A 19821-nucleotide genomic window follows, 5' to 3' on the forward strand; every position below is an offset into this window, starting at 1 on the left:
TCCTCCACACCTACAACCACCACCGCTGCCACACCGCACTCGACGGGCACCCACCCATCAGCCGCGTCAACAACGCTGCGGGTCAATACACCTAGGCGCCTTAGTAGCCACAGCACCGCCACCCACCCCCGGTCGGCCGCTCTCCACCTGCGAGGAACCCCGCGCGCCCCGAAAGGGACGTTTCTCCCTTCTCCGAGACTCCGTAGTAAAAGGGGGCATTGCCAGGCGAACGGCGGCCCGGCTATCACTGGTGACGTCGCCGAACGCACCGGCCGGTACGAGCTCCGGCGCACCGTTCCCGGTCGGCGGCCGACACTCCTCGTCCCCTTTGGAAGGTTCTTCCTTGTCCTTCGTCACCATGCGACGCCTGGCCACCCCGAAGAAGATCGCCGTGGGCACCACCCTCGCCGCCTCCGCGGCCGGCCTGGCCTTCACCGCGGCTCCGGCCCAGGCGGCCGAAGGATCACCGCAGGCCGTCGCCCAGCAGATCATCGGGGACGATGCGCAGTACCAGGCGTTCAGCAACATCGTCGAGCGTGAGAGCGGCTGGGACCCGCACGCCACCAACGAGTCCTCCGGCGCCTACGGCCTGGTCCAGGCCCTGCCCGCCGACAAGATGGCGTCCGCCGGCTCCGACTGGAAGTCCAACCCCGCCACCCAGATCGAGTGGGGCGTGGACTACATGAACGACCGCTACGGCAGCCCAGCCGCGGCCTGGGACTTCTGGCAGGCCAACGGCTGGTACTGAGCCACCCGACTCCGGCTCCGCACCACCCCCGGTGGTGCCCGCCCGGCCCCCACGCCGGGTCCCCCACGCCGGTCCCCAGGGCGGTATCCCTCATCGAGGGGTATCGCCCTTCGGCATGCCCTGGGGCGGCCCGGGAGAAGCACGCGCCGCGGAACCGCCTCGCCCGCCACCCCGCCCGGACGGGGCCCCTCCCCCGCCTCGCGGCCGCGCCTCACCCCGGGCTCGGCACCCGCTCCCCCTCCCCCGCCGCCTCCGAGGGCGACGCCCCAGCCTCCCCCTCCCGCAGGGGTATGGCCTCCGCGTGCTCCACCGCCTCCGCCGAGGAGCCCGCCTCCGCCGGGGAGTCCGCCCCCGTACGCCGTCGAGGCCGGGGCCCCGCCAGGACATGGACCAGGCCGAAGCCCGCGGCCACGACCGCCGCCCCGCCTACCGCGTCGAGCACCCAGTGGTTGGCGGTGCCCACTATCGCGCAGACGGTGAAGAACGGATGGAGCAGCCCCAGCAGCCTCATCCAGAGCTTCGGGGCCAGCGCGACCACGACCACCCCGCACCAGAGCGACCAGCCGAAGTGGAGCGAGGGCATCGCCGCGTACTGGTTGGTGAAGGCCGTCAGGGAGCCGTAGTCCGGTCGGCTGAAGTCCTGCACGCCGTGGACCGTGTCGATGAAGCCCAGCTCCGGCATGAGCCGGGGCGGCGCCAGCGGATAGAGCCAGAACCCGAGCAGAGCCAGCAGGGTGGCGAAGCCCAGCGCCGTCCGTGCCCAGCGGTAGGCGTCGGGCCTTCGGACGTACAGCACGGCGAGGACCGTCAGCGGCACCACGAAGTGGAAGGAGGTGTAGTAGAAGTTGAGGAACTCCTCCAGCCGACCGGTGCGCACCACGGCGTGGTTGACCCAGTGCTCGATGTCGAGGAAGAGCGCCTGCTCGATGGCGTGGATCTGCTCGCCGTGCGCCTCCGCCGTGCCGCGGCTGCCGGCCGCGGCCATCCGCACCTGGGAGTAGGCGGAGTAGCCGACCCGTATGAGCAGGAGTTCCAGGAGGAGGTTGGGCCGGGTGAGGACCCGGCGCCAGAACGGCAGCAGCGGCACCCAGCTCAGCTTCGACGGGCCGGGAGGCGCGTGGACGGTCGGCCGCGGCCGGGCGAACTCCTCCTGGCCGCGCCCCAGGAACGGTACGCAGCAGGCGGCCGCCACGGCGGTGACCAGCAGGATGTTGTCCCGCACCGGGAAGAGGAGCTCCATGTTGGGCAGGAGCATCTTGGCGGGCAGGGTCATCACCAGCACGACGGCGACCGGCCACACGTAGCGGTCGGAGGCCCTGCGGCCCGCCCGCCCCGCCACGGTCAGCAGCACCCAGAGCAACTGGTGCTGCCAGGAGACCGGGGCGACCGCCACGGCGACGCAGCCGGTCAGGGCGACCGCGAGCAGCAACTGCCCGTCCCCGGCGTACCGCACCGCCCGCCGCAGCCCGAAGTAGCAGACCGCGCCGGCCGCGCCGAGCAGGACCAGCAGCGCGAGGGGGCCGCTCAGCCCGAGGCGCAGGATCGCCCCGTGCAACGACTGGTTGGCCACCGCCGCCGGATCGGCCAGCCCGAGCCCGGCCGGGTGCTGGAGCCAGTAGACCGCGGAGTCCCCCGGCAGGGCCGCCCACGCGAGTGCGGCGGCCGCGGCGAAGACCCCGCCCGTCCACCCGGCGGCGCGGCGGTGGCCGGTGCACCAGAGCAGCACGGCGAAGAGCAGCAGGGCGGGCTGGAAGGCGGCCGCCACTCCGATCAGCGCACCGCGGGCGCGGGGGTCCCGTGCCACGCAGCAGCCGAGGAGCACCAGGAGAACCGGCAGGACACTGGTCTGGCCGAGGAAGAAGGTGTTGCGGACCGGCAGCGAGAGGAGGAGCAGGGCCACCGCGACCGGGACCGCCGGCAGCACCGTCCGCCCCTGCACGGGCCGGGGGAGTGCTCGGGCGGCGACCACGCCGACCGCGACGACCAGCAGCAGCGTCCCGAACGTCCAGCCCAGCCCCAGCCCTTGCTCACCGGCGCGTTTCAGCGGGCTGAGGACCAGGGCGGCGAAGGGCGTGCCGGAGAAGGCACCGTCCGCGTAGAGCTCGCCGGGCGGCCGGGCCACCCCGCCGAAGGCGGCCCACGCCTCCAGATCGAGGAAGCGCTCGCCGGGCGGCAGACGCAGGAGCGCCACCAACTGCCGTATGCCGAGCACCGCCACGACCAGCCACAACAGGAGCCGGGCCGTGCCCGCCCCGCCGCCGCCCCGCACCGGGACCCCGCCGGCCGCCGCGAGGCCGCCGCCCTCTCTCTTCACTTCCGCCACGCTCCGTCGCCTCTCCCGCCGCTCTCTGCACTCTCGCTCCGTCCGCCCCCGGCGGTTCCCGGCATCCCCCGGCACTGCACAACAGGACCGCGGAAACCGCGAGCGGGTTGTGCCGGTCCGCCCGTCCGCCCGGGCCTGCCGGGGCCGGGGGTGCCGGTGGACATCGACACGCCGCCCTCCCGCCCGCCTCCCCGAGCCCGGGACCTCACCGGGTCTCCCGGGCGGCGCCGCCGCCCTCCGCCTCGGCGCCCGGGTCCTCGGGGGCACCGGACTGCCAGGCGGTGAAGAGGGGAAGGGTGCCGGAGCTGTCGAGCACCGCGATGCCGAAGGGGCGGTCGAAGGCGAGGTGTTCGACGCGGTCCGGTGGCGGGGGCGCGCCGAACCGCGTGGCGACCGCCGTCACCGCGGCGGCCTCCACACCGTGCTCGGCCACCCGCACCACGCTCTCCTGGACCACCTGGGAGAGAGCGAGCGGCACGGGCGAGAGCCCGCCGAAATCCGCCGCGTCGGTGAGTGCCGTGGGCGCGCCGAGGGCGGCCACGTCACCGGTGGCGTCGCGGGTCGTCCGCAGCGCCAGGCGCGGCAGGGCGACGGCGACCAGGCCGGCGTCCAGCGGGGTCCGCGCGGTGGACGGTGCCCAGGTGGCGGCCAGCACGTCGGCGGGCGGGGCGCCGGGCGGACCGAGCGCGAAGCGGACCCGCGCGGGCGAACGCTCCGGCCCGGAGGAGGCACAGCCGAGGTCGAGGACCCGTACCTCGCCCCGGGCGGTCCACGCCTGGGTGGCCGGGAAGCTCCGGTGCATGGTGGGGACGGCGTGGACCGTGCCGTTCCCGGCGGTGAAGTCGCGTGGCCGGGTGGCCGAGCCGGAGAAGGGGTCGGCCCACCGCGCCTTCAGCACCAGCGCGTCGACCAGGACGAGGAGGGTCGCGTCGGTGAGGTGCAGGGGCAGCCGCTCCACCATGCCGTCGGTGGCCTTCCGCACCCAGGCGTCGACAGCCGCCGCGTCCATCGGGCCGCAGCCGACGCCGGGCAGCGCCTCCACGTACCCCGGCTCCAGGGGCACCCGGCTCCAGATACGGGTGGCGTGGCGCAGCGCGCCGGTGGCGTCCAGGGTGGCGGCGATCCTGGCCACCGCGCGGGCCGCCGTGGCGCCGTCGACCCCGAGCAGCCGCCGGAGTTCGGCCGCCGTGCCGCCGCGCGCGCCCACGGAGAGCGCGGCCAGGGCGAGCCACAGGCCGACCGGGGAGAGGGCGAAGTCGCCTCGCCCGGCCAGCGGCAGCCAGCGGATCGCCAGCTCCCGCACCCAGCGCGCCCAGCCCGTCACCTCACTCTCGGGGCATCCGGCCGTCCGCTCCCCCGACCCGGCCGACCCGGTCCCACGCGTACCGCTCCCGGTCCACTTCATACCGCTCCCCTCCTCTTCCCCGGCCTCCGGCACGTGCGCAGGCCGCGCCGGTGCCGCATGGCGCCACGGCCGGCCGAAGCCGCCCGCGATCTGTGGACCAGTATGAGACCTGTCACTGACAGTGACCATGGGTGCGGCCGGCGAAGCTTCCGCCACTCCCGGGAGTGCGGCGGCCCGACGCCCCGCCGCACTCCCTGCCGCACCCCTGCGCCCCTCTCCGTACCGCCGCGTCTTCCCGTCCTGTCGGCCTCGGTGCCCGGGCCGTCGGAGCGGTGGGGCAGGATGGGCGTTATGAGCATCGTGAAGATCAATGTGCTGGAAGTGCCCGCCGAGCAGCGTGAGGTCCTGGAGAAGCGTTTCGCGTCCCGCGCGGGCGCGGTGGAGAACTCCGACGGCTTCGAGTGGTTCGAGCTGCTCCGTCCGGTCGAGGGGACCGACCAGTACCTGGTGTACACCCGCTGGCGCGACGAGGCGGCGTTCCAGGCGTGGATGGAGGGTCCGATGAAGGCCGCCCATCAGCAGGGTGGCGGCCGTCCCGGCGGCGACGCCCCGCAGGGTGAGGCCCCGCAGGGCGAGCGTCCGCGTCCGGCGGCCTCCGGCTCCACCCTGTGGTCCTTCGACGTCGTCCAGCAGGCGGCCCCGAAGCAGTCCTGACCCGGCCTCGCCTCAACGGGCGGTGGGCCCGCGCCACCCGGCCCACCGCCCGCGGTACCCGGCCCGCCCCGGCCGGGAACACGAAAACCCCGGGCGGGTGAGCCGCCGCCCACCTCACAATGCCCCCATGACCGCACCCTCCCCCTGGCCCGTCCCCCCGGTGACCTCGGGCGCCTGGACCGTCGCGCCCGAACCCGCCGACTCGCCCGACGCCCGTGCGCTCTGGGCGGCGTACTACACCGAGGTCAGCGACCGCTGGTTCCGGCTCCGTGAAGGGCGTGACACGCCGCCCGATGAGCTGGCGCGCGGCATCGCGGCCGACGGCGGGCCGGAGCGACTGGTGCCGCCACGCGGTCTGCTGCTGGTGGCGCGGCTCGGCGGCGAGGCGTCCGGAACGGCCGGGCTGGCCCTGCTGGAGCCCGGGACCGCCGAGCTCCAGCGGGTCTTCGTCCACCCGTCCGCCCGGGGCAGCCGCGGCGGCTCCGCGCTGATGGCGGCGGTCGACGCGGCCGGGTGGGCGCTGGGCGCGACCCGGCTGGTCCTGGACACCCGCCACGACCTGGTGGAGTCGCACCGCCTGTACGAGGGCCACGGCTTCACCCGTACCGAGGCGTACCACGCGGGCCCCTACGCGGAACGCTGGTACGCCAAGCGCCTGGCCCCCGCCGTGAGCTGACCGGCTCAGCCCCCTTCGCGCGCGGGCGGGGCGCCGTTGTGCGGCCGTTCCCCGTCGGAGCCGCAGAGCTCCTCGCTCAGCCGGTGCACGAGCTCGACCAGGTCGGTGGGGCGCTCGGGCCCCCACCAGTCGCCGAGGAGTTCCGCCAGCGCCTCCTCCCTGGCCCGGGAGAGGCGCTCGGCGGCCTGTTCGCCGGATCCGGTGAGGTACAGCTCGAGCCCGAGCCGGCGGGCGAGGTGGCGCTCCTCCACCTGGCGGGCGGCGGCGTTGACGAGGTGGAGCGGCACGGCGTTGTGTTCGGCGAGGCGGGCCGGTTCCACGGAGCCGTGGCGCCGGATGCGCAGCAGCAGCCAGCTCGACACGGGAAGCAGGTCCTCACCGGCCCGTGCGGTGATGTCGCGGTAGACCTCGCGGCGGCCCTCACGGTTGCCGAGGAGGGAGAGGGCGCGTGCGGCCTCGTCGCGGGAGGTGCGTTCGACCGGGTTGCCGGCGTAGGTCTGGGACTGGTCGGGGGCGAGGACGGCGCCGCGCAGCGGGTCCTCGTGGAAGAACCAGGCGAGGACGAAGGCGATCAGGACGACCGGGGCCGCGTAGAGGAAGACGTCGGTGATGGCGGTGGAGTAGGCGCCCAGGATCTCTTCGCGGAGCTGCGGCGGCAGGGCGGCGACGGTGCGCGGGTCGGCCTCCAGGGTCGCGGCGTCGACGCCGGGCGGCAGCGGGCGGCCGGAGAGCACGTCGGTGATCTTCGTGTCGAGGCGGCTGGTGAAGATCGTGCCGAAGACGGCCACGCCGAAGGAGGCGCCGATGGAACGGAAGAAGGTCGCCCCCGAGGTGGCGACGCCCAGGTCCTCGTAGGGGACGGCGTTCTGCACGACGAGGACGAGCACCTGGATGACGAGGCCCAGTCCGACGCCGAAGACGAAGAAGTAGAGGCTCATCTCCAGGTCGCCGGTGCCCTGCCGCAGCCGGTGCAGCAGGAGCAGCCCGGCGGCGGTGATGCCGGTGCCCGCGACGGGGAAGACCTTCCAGCGGCCGGTGCGGGTGATGAGCTGGCCGGAGAGGGTCGAGGCGAGCAGGACGCCGACGACCATCGGCAGCATGTGCACGCCGGAGAGGGTCGGGCTGATGCCGCGGACCACCTGGAGGAAGGTCGGCAGGTAGGTCATCGCGCCGAACATGGCGAAACCGATGATGAAGCTGATGACCGCCGAGAGGGTGAACGTGCGGATCCGGAAGAGCCGCAGCGGCAGGACCGGCTCGGCGGCCCGGCGCTCGACGGCGACGAACCAGGCGCCGAGGACGACAGCGAGCACGGCGAGTCCGATGATCTGCGGGGAGCTCCAGGCCGAGGTGGTGCCGCCGAGGGAGGCCGCGAGGACCAGGCAGGCGGCGACCGCGGCGACCAGGAAGGTCCCCAGGTAGTCGATGACGTGCCGGGTCGAGCGCACCGGGATGTGCAGGGCGGCGGCGATGACGGCGAGGGCGATCCCCCCGAGCGGCACGTTGATGTAGAAGACCCAGCGCCAGCTGAGGTGCTCGGTGAAGACGCCGCCGAGCAGCGGTCCCAGCACGCTGGTCGCGCCGAAGACCGCGCCGAACAGGCCCTGGTAGCGGCCGCGCTCCCGGGGCGTCACCAGGTCGCCGACGATGGCCATGGAGAGCACCATCAGCCCGCCGCCGCCCAGTCCTTGGAGGGCGCGGAAGCCGATGAGCTGCGGCATGTCCTGGGCGACGCCGCAGAGGACCGAGCCGGCCAGGAAGATCACGATGGCGGTCTGGAACAGCTTCTTCCGCCCGTACTGGTCGCCGAGCTTCCCCCAGAGCGGGGTGGCCGCCGTCGCGGCGAGGAGGTAGGCGGTCACCACCCAGGAGAGGTGGTTGAGCCCGCCGAGGTCGCTGACGATCGTGGGCAGTGCGGTGGCCACGATGGTCTGGTCGAGGGCGGCCAGCAACATGCCCAGCAGCAGGGCTCCGATGGACACCAGGACCCGGGGCGGGGGCTGTCCGTCGACCGCGGTCCCGGGTCCCGGAGCCGTGTTCCCGGTCGCGTCCTGACCCATCGCATCCTCCCGTGCTTCCTCCCGTGCGGCGCACCCGCCGGGCACCGCGCCCGCCCGCCGCTCCGGCGACAGGCCGTCGCCTGTCTCCATCCTGGGCGTTGCGTCCCGTTACGGCCTGTCGAGACGGGGTCTTCTCCGGGGTCCCGGGCGCACACCGCGGTGGCGTCGGCATAATCGCGTCAGTCGGGCGGCCGAGGAGGGGGCAGCGATGAGCCAGCGGTGCACGGAGTGCGGCGGCGCGGGACCAGGGGCGGGCCAGGGCCCGGGCCCGGCATGCGGGTGCGCCGCCGGGAGCGCCTTCGAGGGCGGCCACCGGGAACGGGTCCGTCCGTATCTCGGCCCGCAGCCCACCGAAGCTCCGCCCCTCCTCCCGGGGCAGGGGTACGAGGCCCCGCCCCCGCACGGCTACGAAGGACCGGCCGGGCCCGCGCCCGGACCGGCCGGCGGCGAAGACTCCACCGCGGCGGCGCCCGGAGGCCGCACGCCACCCCCGGTCGTCGGCGCCGTCTCCCTGCCGGGGCAGGCACACGACACGACGGCGCCCCTGCCGAAGGTCTCCGACCTGGACCTCTTTCCGCCGGACCAGCGGGGCCGGGCGGCCGAGGGGCAGCCCGGCACGGACGCCCCCGACATCACACCCCCGCCCTCCACCGCCAGGCCCAGGCGCACAGCGGCCCGCTCGGCCCGCAGGCGGCGGGCGGCGATCCTCGGGGTGTCGGCGGGCGCCGTCGTGGTGGTGGCCCTGGCGGGCGCGGTCGCCACCGATTCCCTGCCGGACGAGAAGCGGGAGGAACGCGCCCTGCCGACGCCGTCGGCCACCGCCCCCCACTCCGTCGCCCCGGGCCCGGTGACCCCGTCGGCCTCCGCCTCCTCGGCACCGTCCTCCTCCGCCTCCCCGTCCGCCGGCCCGTCGTCGGCGCCACCGTCGTCGGCCGCGGCGGGCGACGAGCCGGCCGCCTCCCCGACCGCGGCGCCGGGGCCCGACGGCCCGGCGGCCCCGAAGCCGTCGGCGCCCCCGCCCCCGGCCGAGCCGTCCTCGACGCCCTCCTCCGACCAGCCGCCCCGGGAGGAGCCGGTGCTGCGGCGGGGCGACTCGGGCCCGCAGGTCCGCGAGCTCCAGCAGCGCCTGCGGCAGCTGCACCTCTACCGGGGCGATGCCGACGGCGACTTCGACCGGCGCGTCGAGGACGCGCTGCGGGTCTTCCAGTGGGCGCGCGGCCTCCGCGACAACCTGGGCGTGTACGACGAGCCGACCCGCAGGCAACTGGAGAGCGAGACCTCGCAGCCGTGACGAGGGGGCAGGCGCCGGGGTGGCTTGGGAAGCCGGCCTGACAGAGGGCGGCCGTCAGCTGCTCAGACGGAAGCGGGGCCCGGTCGGGCCCCGCGCGCTGACCAGCCCCTGACGGCGACACAGGTCAGCGATACAGCAGGTGACTCCCGGTCAGCCACCCAGGTGAAGCTGGACCGTCCCGTCGCCGCCCGCCTCCACGCGCACCGCGCGCAGATCGGCGACGTGCGCCGTCGGGGCGTGGGCGGCCGCCCGGGGCCCGACGCCGACGACGCGCATGCCCGCGGCGAGTCCGGCCGCGATCCCGGCGGCCGAGTCCTCGAACACCACGGCGTCGGCCGGGTCGACGCCCAGCGAGGCGGCGCCCTTCAGGAAGCCTTCGGGGTCGGGCTTGCTCGCCGCCACCTGCTCGGCGGTGATCCGCAGCTCGGGCAGGCCCAGCCCGGCGGCGCCCATCCGGCTGCGCATCAGGGCGTCGTCGGCCGAGGTGACCAGGGCGTGCGGCACACCGGCGAGGGCGGCGAGGAAGGCGGGGGCGCCGGGGACGGGGACGACGCCGTCGGTGTCGGCGGTCTCCTCGGCGAGCAGGGCGCGGTTGTCCGCGTGGTTGAGCTCCATCGGGCGTCCCGGGAGGAGTTCGGCCATGGTGGCGTACCCCTGGCGGCCGTGGGCGACGGCGAGTACGTGCTCCTCGTCCAGCCCCTGCCGGGCGGCCCAGCGGCGCCAACAGCGTTCCACCACGGCGTCGGAGTCGACCAGCGTGCCGTCCATGTCGAGCAGCAGGGCGCGGGCGGTCAGCACGGTACGGGTCGCCGTCATCGGCAGCTCCAGACGGGTTGGGCCCGTCCGACGGTCGGACGCCCCCCGCCGGCGTGGCTCGGTGAACAAGTGACCCCGCCCGCCGGTCAGGGAGTGCGGACGGGATCACTTTGTTTCTTCACCATACAAAACAAACCCGCTGAACGCCACCAGCCTCCGGCATTCGGGAACGGAGGCCGGTGGCCGTCAGAACGCGGTCGGCGTGGTCTGGGCGAGGGAGACGCGCCAGACTCCGTCGGCCTCCTCGACCAGCAGACAAGTGAGCTGACCCGAGGCGGCGGGCAGCGCCGGACCGCCCTCGGCAGCCACCCCCCGGGCGTCGCGCGCGCGCTTGACGGCGGCTACCACGGCGACGCCCTCCCGGGGGAGCGGACCCCCGTGACCTCGTCGGGGGAAACGGAACCCCGTGATCTCGACCGCGGTCGTCACGTCGGCCATCGGCGAGGCGAGTGCGGCGCGCATCGCCGCCTCCAACGCCTCCCGCCCCACGACGCGCCGACCGCCGAATTTGACGATCTCCACGTCAGGGGCGTGCAGCGGAAGGAAGCGGTCCGGGTCGCTCTGGCACCTCCCCGCGTCCGCGACGACCTCGCGGACGGCGGCCTCTTGCGCCGATGTGCCGGGCATGCCGGTCCTCCTCGACGGGCGGGCCGGGGTGGCCGGCCCACCGGCCGACCCTCGCCGCCAAGACTCCGACCCGAACTCCGCTTGAGGTCAAGCGCGGACGAGGAACGGAACAGGCAAACCCTTCGCACGCCCCCCGCGCGCCCCGTCGCACACGCCGGCCGACCGGTGCGCCCCGTAGGCGCGGAACCCACTCCCCCATGCCGGGACACACCACCACGTACGCCAATTCGGCTGCTCCGAAAGGAGGATGACCTTCCGCCAGACCTCTTGATGTGTCGTGCGCATGACGCAACTCTGTTACCTGACGCCCACCCTCACGAAACCCACGGGCGCCAGGATGGCCGGGCCCGACGGGCCGGTAGCGGCTGTCGTCCCCCACACCTCAGGGAGTTCGCATGTCAGGAATCTACGCGCGTCGCCGCATCCGGCCCGCCGCCCTCGCCGCGCTCACCGCGGTCCTCTCCTCCGCGGCCCTCCTCTCCGGCTCCCCGGCACAGGCCGCTCCCCCCACCCCGGTCAGCGTCGCCACCGCCAAGACGTACCTCTCCGGTCTGACGGAGAAGGCGGAAGGTTCCTCCAGCGGTTACAGCCGGGACAAGTTCCCGCACTGGTCGACCCAGAGCGGCCAGTGCGACACCCGCGAGGTCGTCCTGAAGCGCGACGGCACCGGCGTCACCCAGGACGACGCGTGCAAGGCCGTCTCCGGCACCTGGGACTCCGCCTACGACGGGGCCACCTGGACCCAGGCCTCCGACGTCGACATCGACCACGTCGTCCCGCTCGCCGAGGCGTGGCGCTCGGGTGCCAGCGGCTGGACCAACGCCGAGCGCGAGCAGCTCGCCAACGACCTGACGCGCCCCCAGCTCATCGCCGTCACGGACAACGTCAACCAGTCCAAGGGCGACAAGGACCCGGCCCAGTGGATGCCGCCGCTCGCCTCGTACACGTGCGTGTACGTGCGGATGTGGGTCCACGTGAAGCACCACTACGGACTCAGCGTCGACTCCGCCGAGAAGTCCGCCCTCCAGTCGACTCTCAACAGCTGCTGACCCAGGCTCCGCCCGGGCCGGCGGCGGACACGCCTCCGCCGCCGGCCCGGCCCCCTCGTCGGCACGGAACCGGAACCGGGAACCTCGCTCCACCCCGGAGGCGTTCCGTACCGTGTGAGCTGACGAAGGGAGCCATCTTGGCCGGGCTGCGCCTGGGACCGGTACTGCGGTACACCGACACCGACTCCGCCACCGTGTGGGTGGAGGCGGACCGTCCGTGCACCGCAGAGGTCCACTGCCCCGGCGGCGAGGGCGGCGGCTCGGCCCCGACCTTCTCCGTCGAGGGCCACCACTACGCCCTGGTCCAGGTCACCGGCCTGCCCCCGGACAGCGACACCCCGTACGAGGTGCGCCTCGGCGGCGAGCGGGTCTGGCCGCCGCCGGACTCGCCCTTCCCGCCCTCCACCATCCGCACCGCCCCGCACGAGGCCGACGGGACCCGCGCCATCCGCGTCACCTTCGGCTCCTGCCGCTGGTCCTCACCCCCGTCGGGCGAGAACGGCCCGCTGGGGCCCGACGCGCTCGACGCCCTCGCCGCCCGGATCGCCGAGGGCACCGGGAGGGACCGCCCCGACCTCCTGCTCCTCCTCGGCGACCAGGTCTACGCGGACGAGACCTCACCGGAGACCCGCGACTGGATGGCCTCCCGGCGCGACCTCGGCGAACCCCCGGGCGAACAGGTCGCCGACTTCGAGGAGTACACGCGGCTCTACGACGAGTCCTGGACCGACCCCGAGGTCCGCTGGCTGCTCTCCACCGTGCCCAGCCTGATGATCTTCGACGACCACGACGTCATCGACGACTGGAACACCAGCGCCTCCTGGCTCGCCGAGATGCGCGAGACGCCCTGGTGGCACGAGCGCATCGTCAGCGGCCTGATGTCGTACTGGGTCTACCAGCACCTGGGGAACCTGACCCCCGCCGACCTCGCCGTCGATCCGCTGTACAAGGCGGTCCGCTCCGCCCCCGACGGCACCGATGCGCTGCGCTCCTTCGCCGCCCAGGCGGACGCCGACCGGCCGGGCACCCGCTGGAGCTACCGCCGCGACCTGGGCCGGGTCCGCCTGCTGATGGTCGACACCCGCATGGCCCGGGTCCTCGCGGAGGACGAGCGCGCCATGCTGCACCCCGCCGAGGAGGAGTGGCTGCGCGAGCAGGCGCTCACCGACCCGGGCGGCCACGACCACCTGCTGATCGGCAGCTCCCTGCCCTGGCTCCTCCCGGGCCTGGTCCACGAGGCGGAGCGGTGGAACGCCGCCCTCTGCCGGGGCGAGCGCGGCCCCCGCTGGGCCCGTTTCGGCGAATGGCTGCGGCGCGCCGCCGACCTGGAGCACTGGGCCGCGTTCCCCGCCTCCTTCGACCGGCTCGCCCGCCTCACCGAGGAGGCCGCCACCGCCCCCGGCGGCCCCGCCACGGTCTGCGTCCTCTCCGGCGACGTCCATCACGCCTACGCCGCCGAGAGCCGCCCCGCCGTCGCGTCCCGGACAGCCCCGCCCACCCGGGGCCGGGTCCACCAGCTCACCTGCTCCCCGGTGCACAACGCCATCCCGCTGCCGATACGGGCCGGGTTCCGGGTCGGCTGGAGCGGGGCGGGCCGCCTGCTGGGGAGGGTGTTCGCCCGGCACGGGCGCACCGGGCGGGCCCCCGTCACCTGGCGGCGGTCGGGCGGGCCCTGGTTCGGCAACCAGCTCATGACGCTCGCCCTCCAGGGCCGCCGCGCCGACCTCCACCTGGACCAGGCCCGCCCGGGCCGGGGGCCGTCCCGGCTGGAGCGGGTGTGGGAAGGGCGGCTGGACGGCTGAGGGGCCCGGTCGGCTCAGGTTCCCCGCCGGGCGCCTCGCACCGCCTCGCCGAAGCGCGCCGCGCCCCCGGGGCGGCCGCGCCGGTGGAGTACGCCCCACCTTTCCGGCCGCCCTCGCGCACCCACCGCACCTGTGCCTCCGCCCCCTCCCGCAGCGTCCCTTTTCAGCCATGCCCGGCGCACCGGCGGTCGCGCTCCCACGCGTACCGCCGGTGCGCCGCACCCCCGCGCCCGCCCCGTGTGCGGCGAACGAACCACCGGCAGGGAACCGCAGCTACCGGCCTAGACCATTCACGGGCCACCGCGCCCCAGGCCCGCCACGGCGCCCCACCCGTGCACGGGGCACGTGTCGGCCACGGCCCGGAGGGGGAGCGGCCGATGTCGGCCCCCGTTGATTGACGGCCCCGCCGACTTGGTCTAGACAAATAACAGTCCCGCTGGTCAGAAGCGCCCCACCCCACTCACACCCCGCTCAGCTCGCGCCCCGGACCGTTTCCCACCGCACGCCGCACCGGCAGCCCCCTGCCGGGCCCAGCACCGGCGCCCGTACGGCCGACGCCACCCGTACCTGCCCGGAACCCGGCCTTCCCCTTCCCGGCCCCTCCGGCCCCTCCGGCCCCTCGGGCCTGTCCGGCCCGTCCGGCCCGTCCGGCCCCTGGCGCATCCCCCGCTCCTCCGCCCGGCTCCACCCCACTCCAGCCGAGGGAGTTCCCCATGACCACCCGTCTCGACGGCGCCCAGCCCTACGCCCTGGGCCTCTACCGCATCGTGATCGGCCTGCTCTTCGCCTGCCACGGCGCCGCCTCCCTCTTCGGGGTCCTCGGCGGCGCCCGGGGCGGCGGCACCCTGGAGGCCGGTGCCTGGCCAGGCTGGTACGCGGCCCTCATCCAGCTGGTCGGCGGCGGCCTCGTCGCCCTGGGTCTCGCCACCCGCGCCGCCGCCTTCGTCAGCTCCGGGTCGATGGCGTACGCGTACTTCGTGGTGCACCAGCCCGACGCGCTCTGGCCGCTGCAGAACGGCGGCGAGCTCTCCGCGGTCTTCTGCTGGGCCCTGCTGCTCCTGGTCTTCACCGGCTCCGGCGCCCTCGGGCTGGACCGCGTGCTCGGCGGACGGACCGCCGCCGCCCCGCCCCCCGCGCGGGACCGCACGCCGAGCGTGGCCTGATCCCGCCCCTGCCCCGCCCTGGACCGTCCGCCTCACCCCACGCCGACCGGACGGTCCGGGGCGGCCCTCACTTCCGGGCGCCGGGAGCGTCGTCGGGCGAGACGAACGGCACGGTGAAGCAGCCCAGCCGCGCCCCCGCCCCGCCCTGCTCGTCGTGGATCACCACGGAGGCGGCCTCCCCGGGCCGGAACCCCCACCGGTGCTGGGCCGCGGCACGGCCCGCACCCTCGGCGTCGGTGGTGAAGTCGAGCCACACCTCGTTCTGCGGGTTGACGTAGGCGGGGTCGGTGGAGGGCTGCACGGGGTCCACCTTGTACTGGTAGTGGCCCTTCGCGGCCTGCGGGTCGGCGCCGCAGACACCGGTGTGCACGTGCGCCCCGTACGCGCGGCCCGGCCGCAGCCCCCGCACCTCGGCGACGACCGTCGTGCCCTCCCGCGAGACCGCCTGGCCCACCCTGATCCACGCGGCGGCGGGGAGCAGGTCGAGGTCGTAGGTGATCGCCTTCGACGGCACGAAGGCGCCGACCGGAGCGAACCGCGCCTCGTTCCGCGCCCAGCGCGCCGCCGACGCCCCGTCGCGGGGCGCCGCCACCAGCCCGCCCATGACCGGAGCCGCGACCGGCTCCGGCGCCGCACCGCCGCTCGTCCCCGCAGCGGTCACCAGCGCGGCCAGCGCGGCTCCGGCCAGCAGTCCCGCGGTCCCAGCACCCATCGCGCTCACTCCTCGTCTCCGACCGTGCCCGCGGCGGGCACGTACGCATCGGATTCACTGCTACGGGACTACCGGCCCGTACACCGCATCGGCTGACCCGGACGGGTGACGGCCGAGTGGTGAAGCACGGGCGAAGCCTCTGTGACGAACAACCGTGCGCCCCACCGTCACCGCGCGTCCCACGCGGCGTAACCTTGGCGGTCGAGGGACAGCCGCTCCTGCCGCTCCCCGCGACATCGCGGAGCTGTCCGTACCGGGGAGTTCTGGGTGTTCGAGAGCATGGGGCCGCTGACCGCAGGCCCGTGGATCTACGCGGTCGTGGCGGCCTCCGTGCTGCTGGACGTCTTCCTGCCACTGCTGCCCAGCGGCGTCCTGGTGATCGCCGCGGCCACCGCCGCGGCGGCCGGGACCGGCGCCGCCGGCCAGATGCACGCGGTCCCCGACATCGTCGCCCTCACCGCCATCGCCGCGACCGCCTCGGTCCTCGGCGACCTCGCCGCCTTCCGGCTGGCCCGGCGCGGCGGCGTCCGCCTCGACCGCGCCCTCGCCCGCTCGCGCCGCCTGCGCGACGGCCAGGAGAGCCTCGGCCGCGCCCTGGCCCGCGGCGGCGGCCTGCTGGTGATCCTCGCCCGCTTCGCCCCGGCGGGCCGCTCGCTGATGTCGCTCGGCGCCGGCGCCACCACCGACCGCCGCACCCGCGACTTCCTCCCCTGGTCCGCCGTGGCCGGGGTCGCCTGGGCCTGCTACAGCGTGGGCCTCGGCTACTTCGGCGGCCACTGGCTCGGCGCCAACTGGCTCGCCACCGGCGTCTCGGTGCTCGCCCTCTTCGCCGCCGGGTCGGGCGCCGCCTACCTGATACGCCGCCCCGCACCCGCCCGCTGAAACGTCCCGCCCGGAGCACCGGACAGGCCGGGCCCGCGCGCGGGACACTGGAAGCATGTGCCGCAGCATCAAGACCCTCCGTCCACCCGCGCTCCCCGAGGAGGCGACCGAGGACGAGATCCGCGCCGCCGCCCTTCAGTACGTCCGCAAGGTCTCCGGGTTCCGGGCCCCGGCCGCGCACAACCAGGAAGTGTTCGACACCGCCGTCGAGGCCGTCACCGACGCCACCCGCGCGCTGCTCGCGGGGCTGGAGGTACGGGGGTCAGGGACTCCGGCCCAACGGAAGGCGCAGGACGCCTGAAGCCGGTGGCGGAACGGCCCGCCGCCGGCCGGGCGGCCGCACCGGAACACGAAGAAGGCCCGGCCCCCGGTGTCACACCGGAAGTCCGGGCCTTCCCCCTGCCTCGGGCTGGTGGGCGCGGACGGTTTCGAACCGCCGACATCTGCCTTGTAAGGGCAGCGCTCTACCCCTGAGCTACGCGCCCGGGACGAATCGACAGCCTACCCTGCCGTCGCGGCTGCCCGGCAAACCCGTTCCGGCCTCGGGAACGGGAGCCGACGCACCGCGTACGGGGGTTGTCCCCACCCCGGGCCGGTGGCCCGCCGGAGCCGGAGCCGGTGGCCCGCCGGATGTTCCCCGGGGCCGCGCCTTCCTAGGGTTCTGCACCATGAGGGAGCCCGGCCGCAGCGGGCTTCGGGCAGCTCCGGGGCGGACCGCCGGCGCCTGCCGGACACGGCGGTCCGACCAGGAGGAGTGGCTCATGAGCGTACGGACGGCGACGCGGACCTGGCGGCTGGCGGCGACGGCCGCCGGTGCGGCCGCCCTCGCCCTGCTCACCGCGGGCTGCGCCGGGGACGCCTCCGCCGACGGCGGGGCCGAGCCGGAACACAAGAGCTTCGCGCTGCCCGGGCGCACCCTCACCGTCGACTCCGACGACTCGCGGATCGAGCTGGTGGTCGGCGACGGCGACGAGGTGCGGGTGACCCGCTGGTTCACCGGGCGGGCGGTGCTGGGCTCCACGCCGCGGGCCGACTGGACGGTGGAGGGGGACGAGCTGCGGCTCCGGGTGACCTGCAGCGGCCTCATCACGACCTGCGACGCCAAGCACCGCGTCGAGGTCCCGGCGGACGTCGCCGTGACCCTGCGGACCCAGGACGGCTCGGTGACCGCGAAGGGCTTCAGCACACCGCTCACCCTGCACGGCTCCGACGCCCGGCTGACCGTCGAGAACGTCTCGGGCCCCCTCGACCTGCGCAGCACCGACGGCGCGATCACCGCCCGTTCCGTCTCCTCGCCCACCGTCCGCGCGCGGACCGAGGACGGTTCGCTGCTGCTCTCGATGGCCGAGGCGCCCGAGCGGATCGACGCCGGGAGCAAGGACGGCTCGGTCACGGTGGAGCTCCCCGAGGCCGCCTACCGCGTACGGACGGCAGTCCAGGACGGCCGGGCGAACGTCTCCGTGCTGGAGGACCCGAGCAGTTCCCGCGTGGTCTCCGTCACCGCCGAGGACGGCAACGTCACCGTGCGGCCCGCGGGCTGACCCCGCCGCGACGGGGCCTGGCGGCGTGCGCGGGCGCACGCCGGGACAACACGCGGCACCGTGCGCGAACTTTCCGGCCTCCGTGTTCGTCATTAACCGGTGGGAGAATGATTCCGGGCAGGGCGGAACCAGCACGGGAGAGGGATGACGGCGACACCTTCGCGGCCGTACACACCGACAGGCAGCCGGACCCCGTCCGGGGGCCGGGCCCGCCGGGGCTCCGCCCTGCGGGACGCCCTCACCCTGGCGTTGCTCCCCGTGCCCCTGTTGCTGGCGGCGGTGCCCGCCGCGTTCACCGGCGGCGGGACCCGGCGGTGGTTCGGCGGACGCGGGGAGAGCCAGCGGGCGGACGCCCAGGCCGCCAAGGACGCGGCGGCCGCGGCCTTCTACGAGCTGGACACCGCCCAGCGCGACCTGCGGATCTCCATAGAGACCATCGGCGCGGTCGACCCCTCGCCCGCCGCCCGGCAGGCGCTGGAGGAGTTCGCCGCGCTCGGCCACCGCATCGACGAGGTCAGCCACTTCTACATCGAGGCCGTCGACGCCCACGACCTGGACCGGGACGACCTGGACGCGTCGGTCGCCACCCAGGCCCGGACCCAGCTGACCCGCGCCAAGGACGACCTGGTCCGCGTACGCCAGGAGCTCGACCGGTTCCAGCGCGGCCTCGCCCCCCTGCTCGACCAGGCGGAGACCCAACTGGCGCGGCTGGCCCCCGCCGTCGAGCGGGCCCGGCAGGCGCTGCTCGCCGCCAGTCAGGCCCTGGACGCCACCCGCGAGGCGGGGCTGCGCGCCGACGACCTGGCCGCCCGGCTGGCCGCTCTCGGCCCGGAGCTGACCAAGCTGAACCAGGGCGCGGGCCGGCACGGCGTCCAGGAGACGCTGCACCGGGCCGACCAGGTGCTGCGGGACGCGGAGAGCGTCCGCGCGGAGGCCGAGCGGCTGCCCGAGCGCGCGGCCGAGATCGACCGGCGGCTGGTGAGCCTGCGGACCAGGGCGCAGGCCCTGACGACCCGCGCGGGTCAGGTCGAGCCGGTCCTCAGCGAGTTGCGGCGGCGGTTCTCGGCCGCGTGCTGGCAGGACCTCCAACCGGTCCCCCAACAGGCGGCGGAGAGCGTCCGGCAGGCCGAGGCGAAGCTCCGGGAGGCGCAGACGGCGCGGGAGGCCCAGCGCTGGCCGGACGCGACCGCCCTCCTCTCCACGGTGCGGGCGCTGCTCAACACCACGGACGAGGCCGTCTCCGCCGCGGGCGACCGCCTCCGCAAGCTCAACGAGGTGGCGAAGGACCCGCAGCAGGAGGTGGAGCGGACCCGTTTCGCCATCCGGGACGCGCAACGCCTGGCGATGGCCGGGCGCCACACCCCCGATCCGCGCCACGCCGGTCCGCTCGACGCCTCCGTGGCGCGCCTGGAACACGCGCTGGCGGGCCTGGAGGGGCGCCACCCGGACTACTGGCACTTCCTGACGGAGACGGAGGCGGTCCGGACCACGGTGGCCGAGGTCGTCTCCCGGATACGCGAGGAGCGGGGCGGGAGCTGAGCGGGCGCACGGCGCTTCCTGGCGGGCGTACGGGCGGCCCCGCACCGGGGCGCGCAGGCTCTGTCGTTCCTCGGCCCCGGTGGCGGGCCGTGCCCGGGGCGGCGCCCGTACCGCGGAGCCGGTGCGGCATTCCACCGGTGCCGCCGCCCGCCGGGCGGCTAGCCTGGGCCGCATGCCTCGTTACGAATACCGCTGCCGCAGTTGCGGCGACACCTTCGAGCTCAGCCGTCCGATGGCCGAGTCCTCCGCCCCGGCCGCCTGCCCGGCGGGTCACGGCGACACGGTGAAGTTGCTGTCGACCGTCGCCGTGGGCGGCTCCGCCGCCGCTTCCTCCGGTCCGGCGCCCGCCCCCTCGGGCGGCGGGGGCGGCTGCTGCGGCGGGGGGTGCTGCGGCTGAGGCGCGGCATGCCGGGCCCCGGCGCGCGCCGTGCACCTCGGGGAGCGGCGGGCGCGGATCATAGGCGAGGGAGCCTTCCGCACTGCGGCCCGGCGCCCCGACACCCCGGCGCCACGACGGAGAACCCCGCGTACGG

General features: G+C 75.3%; 18 protein-coding genes and 1 tRNA gene. 12 read left to right on the forward strand and 7 right to left on the reverse strand.

Going from position 1 to position 19821, the window contains the following annotated elements; translation table 11 throughout:
• The first annotated feature begins 343 nt into the window (after positions 1-343).
• The gene (locus ACFWMZ_RS20445; RefSeq protein WP_383176448.1) at positions 344-748 is read left to right on the forward strand and encodes a transglycosylase SLT domain-containing protein; all 405 of its coding nucleotides are present in this window, start codon (positions 344-346) and stop codon (positions 746-748) included.
• A gap of 211 nt (positions 749-959) precedes the next feature.
• On the opposite strand, the gene ACFWMZ_RS20450 is transcribed toward ACFWMZ_RS20445, so the two are convergent.
• Both ACFWMZ_RS20450 and ACFWMZ_RS20455 read right to left on the reverse strand, forming a co-directional pair.
• Positions 960-3062 (reverse strand): bifunctional glycosyltransferase 87/phosphatase PAP2 family protein, encoded by a 2103-nt coding sequence (locus ACFWMZ_RS20450; protein WP_383176615.1) that lies wholly within the window; start codon positions 3060-3062, stop codon positions 960-962.
• A 214-nt stretch (positions 3063-3276) separates the two neighbouring features.
• Positions 3277-4374 carry a serpin family protein gene (locus tag ACFWMZ_RS20455; protein WP_383203274.1) on the reverse strand — a complete coding sequence of 366 codons (1098 nt, stop codon included), beginning with the start codon at positions 4372-4374 and terminating at the stop codon, positions 3277-3279.
• A 393-nt stretch (positions 4375-4767) separates the two neighbouring features.
• On the opposite strand from ACFWMZ_RS20455, the gene ACFWMZ_RS20460 reads away from it, so the two are divergent.
• The gene (locus ACFWMZ_RS20460) at positions 4768-5130 is read left to right on the forward strand and encodes an antibiotic biosynthesis monooxygenase family protein (protein ID WP_383176451.1); all 363 of its coding nucleotides are present in this window, start codon (positions 4768-4770) and stop codon (positions 5128-5130) included.
• A gap of 127 nt (positions 5131-5257) precedes the next feature.
• Complete coding sequence (locus ACFWMZ_RS20465; protein ID WP_383176454.1) at positions 5258-5806, forward strand: GNAT family N-acetyltransferase; 549 nt, start codon at positions 5258-5260, stop codon at positions 5804-5806.
• A gap of 5 nt (positions 5807-5811) precedes the next feature.
• Here ACFWMZ_RS20465 and ACFWMZ_RS20470 read toward each other — a convergent pair whose 3' ends face one another.
• Positions 5812-7866, reverse strand: a complete 2055-nt coding sequence (locus ACFWMZ_RS20470; protein WP_383203241.1) for a DHA2 family efflux MFS transporter permease subunit — start codon at positions 7864-7866, stop codon at positions 5812-5814.
• Positions 7867-8074: 208 nt separating this feature from the next.
• Here ACFWMZ_RS20470 and ACFWMZ_RS20475 point away from each other — a divergent pair, with 208 nt between their 5' ends.
• The gene (locus ACFWMZ_RS20475) at positions 8075-9157 is read left to right on the forward strand and encodes a peptidoglycan-binding protein (protein WP_383176460.1); all 1083 of its coding nucleotides are present in this window, start codon (positions 8075-8077) and stop codon (positions 9155-9157) included.
• Positions 9158-9307: 150 nt separating this feature from the next.
• Here the strand turns inward: ACFWMZ_RS20475 and ACFWMZ_RS20480 are convergent, their stop codons facing one another.
• Both ACFWMZ_RS20480 and ACFWMZ_RS20485 read right to left on the reverse strand, forming a co-directional pair.
• Positions 9308-9973, reverse strand: coding sequence for an HAD-IA family hydrolase (locus ACFWMZ_RS20480; protein WP_383176463.1), 666 nt, complete (start codon positions 9971-9973; stop codon positions 9308-9310).
• 186 nt (positions 9974-10159) lie between these two features.
• Positions 10160-10600, reverse strand: coding sequence for a YybH family protein (locus tag ACFWMZ_RS20485; protein ID WP_383203244.1), 441 nt, complete (start codon positions 10598-10600; stop codon positions 10160-10162).
• Between the two features lie 395 nt (positions 10601-10995).
• Here ACFWMZ_RS20485 and ACFWMZ_RS20490 point away from each other — a divergent pair, with 395 nt between their 5' ends.
• From ACFWMZ_RS20490 to ACFWMZ_RS20500, 3 genes are all read left to right on the forward strand, one after another.
• A complete protein-coding gene (locus ACFWMZ_RS20490) occupies positions 10996-11649 on the forward strand; it encodes an HNH endonuclease family protein (protein ID WP_383176469.1) in 654 nt (217 codons plus the stop codon).
• A 137-nt stretch (positions 11650-11786) separates the two neighbouring features.
• On the forward strand, positions 11787-13451 hold the full coding sequence (locus tag ACFWMZ_RS20495) for an alkaline phosphatase D family protein (protein WP_383176472.1): 1665 nt from the start codon (positions 11787-11789) through the stop codon (positions 13449-13451).
• A gap of 713 nt (positions 13452-14164) precedes the next feature.
• On the forward strand, positions 14165-14614 hold the full coding sequence (locus ACFWMZ_RS20500) for a DoxX family protein (protein WP_383176475.1): 450 nt from the start codon (positions 14165-14167) through the stop codon (positions 14612-14614).
• Between the two features lie 67 nt (positions 14615-14681).
• Here ACFWMZ_RS20500 and ACFWMZ_RS20505 read toward each other — a convergent pair whose 3' ends face one another.
• Positions 14682-15326, reverse strand: coding sequence for a superoxide dismutase family protein (locus ACFWMZ_RS20505; RefSeq protein ID WP_383176478.1), 645 nt, complete (start codon positions 15324-15326; stop codon positions 14682-14684).
• 267 nt (positions 15327-15593) lie between these two features.
• Between ACFWMZ_RS20505 and ACFWMZ_RS20510 the strand changes: the two genes are divergently transcribed.
• Together ACFWMZ_RS20510 and ACFWMZ_RS20515 are read left to right on the forward strand one after the other, a co-directional pair.
• Complete coding sequence (locus tag ACFWMZ_RS20510; protein ID WP_383176481.1) at positions 15594-16208, forward strand: DedA family protein; 615 nt, start codon at positions 15594-15596, stop codon at positions 16206-16208.
• Between the two features lie 55 nt (positions 16209-16263).
• On the forward strand, positions 16264-16509 hold the full coding sequence (locus tag ACFWMZ_RS20515; protein ID WP_383203246.1) for a DUF2277 domain-containing protein: 246 nt from the start codon (positions 16264-16266) through the stop codon (positions 16507-16509).
• Between the two features lie 109 nt (positions 16510-16618).
• On the opposite strand, the gene ACFWMZ_RS20520 is transcribed toward ACFWMZ_RS20515, so the two are convergent.
• Positions 16619-16693 (reverse strand) — tRNA-Val (locus ACFWMZ_RS20520).
• A 276-nt stretch (positions 16694-16969) separates the two neighbouring features.
• On the opposite strand from ACFWMZ_RS20520, the gene ACFWMZ_RS20525 reads away from it, so the two are divergent.
• The 3 genes from ACFWMZ_RS20525 (at position 16970) to ACFWMZ_RS20535 (ending at position 19685) form a co-directional block, all read left to right on the forward strand.
• Positions 16970-17749 (forward strand): DUF4097 family beta strand repeat-containing protein, encoded by a 780-nt coding sequence (locus ACFWMZ_RS20525; protein WP_383176487.1) that lies wholly within the window; start codon positions 16970-16972, stop codon positions 17747-17749.
• Between the two features lie 144 nt (positions 17750-17893).
• Positions 17894-19288: a hypothetical protein gene (locus tag ACFWMZ_RS20530; RefSeq protein WP_383203248.1), complete on the forward strand. Its 1395-nt coding sequence runs from the start codon at positions 17894-17896 to the stop codon at positions 19286-19288.
• Between the two features lie 172 nt (positions 19289-19460).
• Positions 19461-19685 (forward strand): zinc ribbon domain-containing protein, encoded by a 225-nt coding sequence (locus ACFWMZ_RS20535; RefSeq protein ID WP_383176493.1) that lies wholly within the window; start codon positions 19461-19463, stop codon positions 19683-19685.
• Positions 19686-19821 lie beyond the last annotated feature (136 nt).

This window comes from Streptomyces sp. NPDC058373 (genome assembly GCF_042723275.1).
Classification (GTDB): Bacteria; Actinomycetota; Actinomycetes; order Streptomycetales; family Streptomycetaceae; genus Streptomyces.

Excerpts from the sequence above, each read along its gene's own strand:
- ACFWMZ_RS20465 (WP_383176454.1), top strand. The coding sequence starts at position 5,258 with ATGACCGCACCCTCCCCCTGGCCCGTCCCCCCGGTGACCTCGGGCGCC.
- ACFWMZ_RS20500 (WP_383176475.1), top strand. The coding sequence starts at position 14,165 with ATGACCACCCGTCTCGACGGCGCCCAGCCCTACGCCCTGGGCCTCTAC.
- ACFWMZ_RS20460 (WP_383176451.1), top strand. The coding sequence starts at position 4,768 with ATGAGCATCGTGAAGATCAATGTGCTGGAAGTGCCCGCCGAGCAGCGT.
- ACFWMZ_RS20525 (WP_383176487.1), top strand. The coding sequence starts at position 16,970 with ATGAGCGTACGGACGGCGACGCGGACCTGGCGGCTGGCGGCGACGGCC.
- ACFWMZ_RS20485 (WP_383203244.1), bottom strand. The coding sequence starts at position 10,600 with ATGCCCGGCACATCGGCGCAAGAGGCCGCCGTCCGCGAGGTCGTCGCG.
- ACFWMZ_RS20475 (WP_383176460.1), top strand. The coding sequence starts at position 8,075 with ATGAGCCAGCGGTGCACGGAGTGCGGCGGCGCGGGACCAGGGGCGGGC.
- ACFWMZ_RS20470 (WP_383203241.1), bottom strand. The coding sequence starts at position 7,866 with ATGGGTCAGGACGCGACCGGGAACACGGCTCCGGGACCCGGGACCGCG.
- ACFWMZ_RS20480 (WP_383176463.1), bottom strand. The coding sequence starts at position 9,973 with ATGACGGCGACCCGTACCGTGCTGACCGCCCGCGCCCTGCTGCTCGAC.
- ACFWMZ_RS20535 (WP_383176493.1), top strand. The coding sequence starts at position 19,461 with ATGCCTCGTTACGAATACCGCTGCCGCAGTTGCGGCGACACCTTCGAG.
- ACFWMZ_RS20505 (WP_383176478.1), bottom strand. The coding sequence starts at position 15,326 with ATGGGTGCTGGGACCGCGGGACTGCTGGCCGGAGCCGCGCTGGCCGCG.
- ACFWMZ_RS20490 (WP_383176469.1), top strand. The coding sequence starts at position 10,996 with ATGTCAGGAATCTACGCGCGTCGCCGCATCCGGCCCGCCGCCCTCGCC.
- ACFWMZ_RS20515 (WP_383203246.1), top strand. The coding sequence starts at position 16,264 with ATGTGCCGCAGCATCAAGACCCTCCGTCCACCCGCGCTCCCCGAGGAG.
- ACFWMZ_RS20530 (WP_383203248.1), top strand. The coding sequence starts at position 17,894 with ATGACGGCGACACCTTCGCGGCCGTACACACCGACAGGCAGCCGGACC.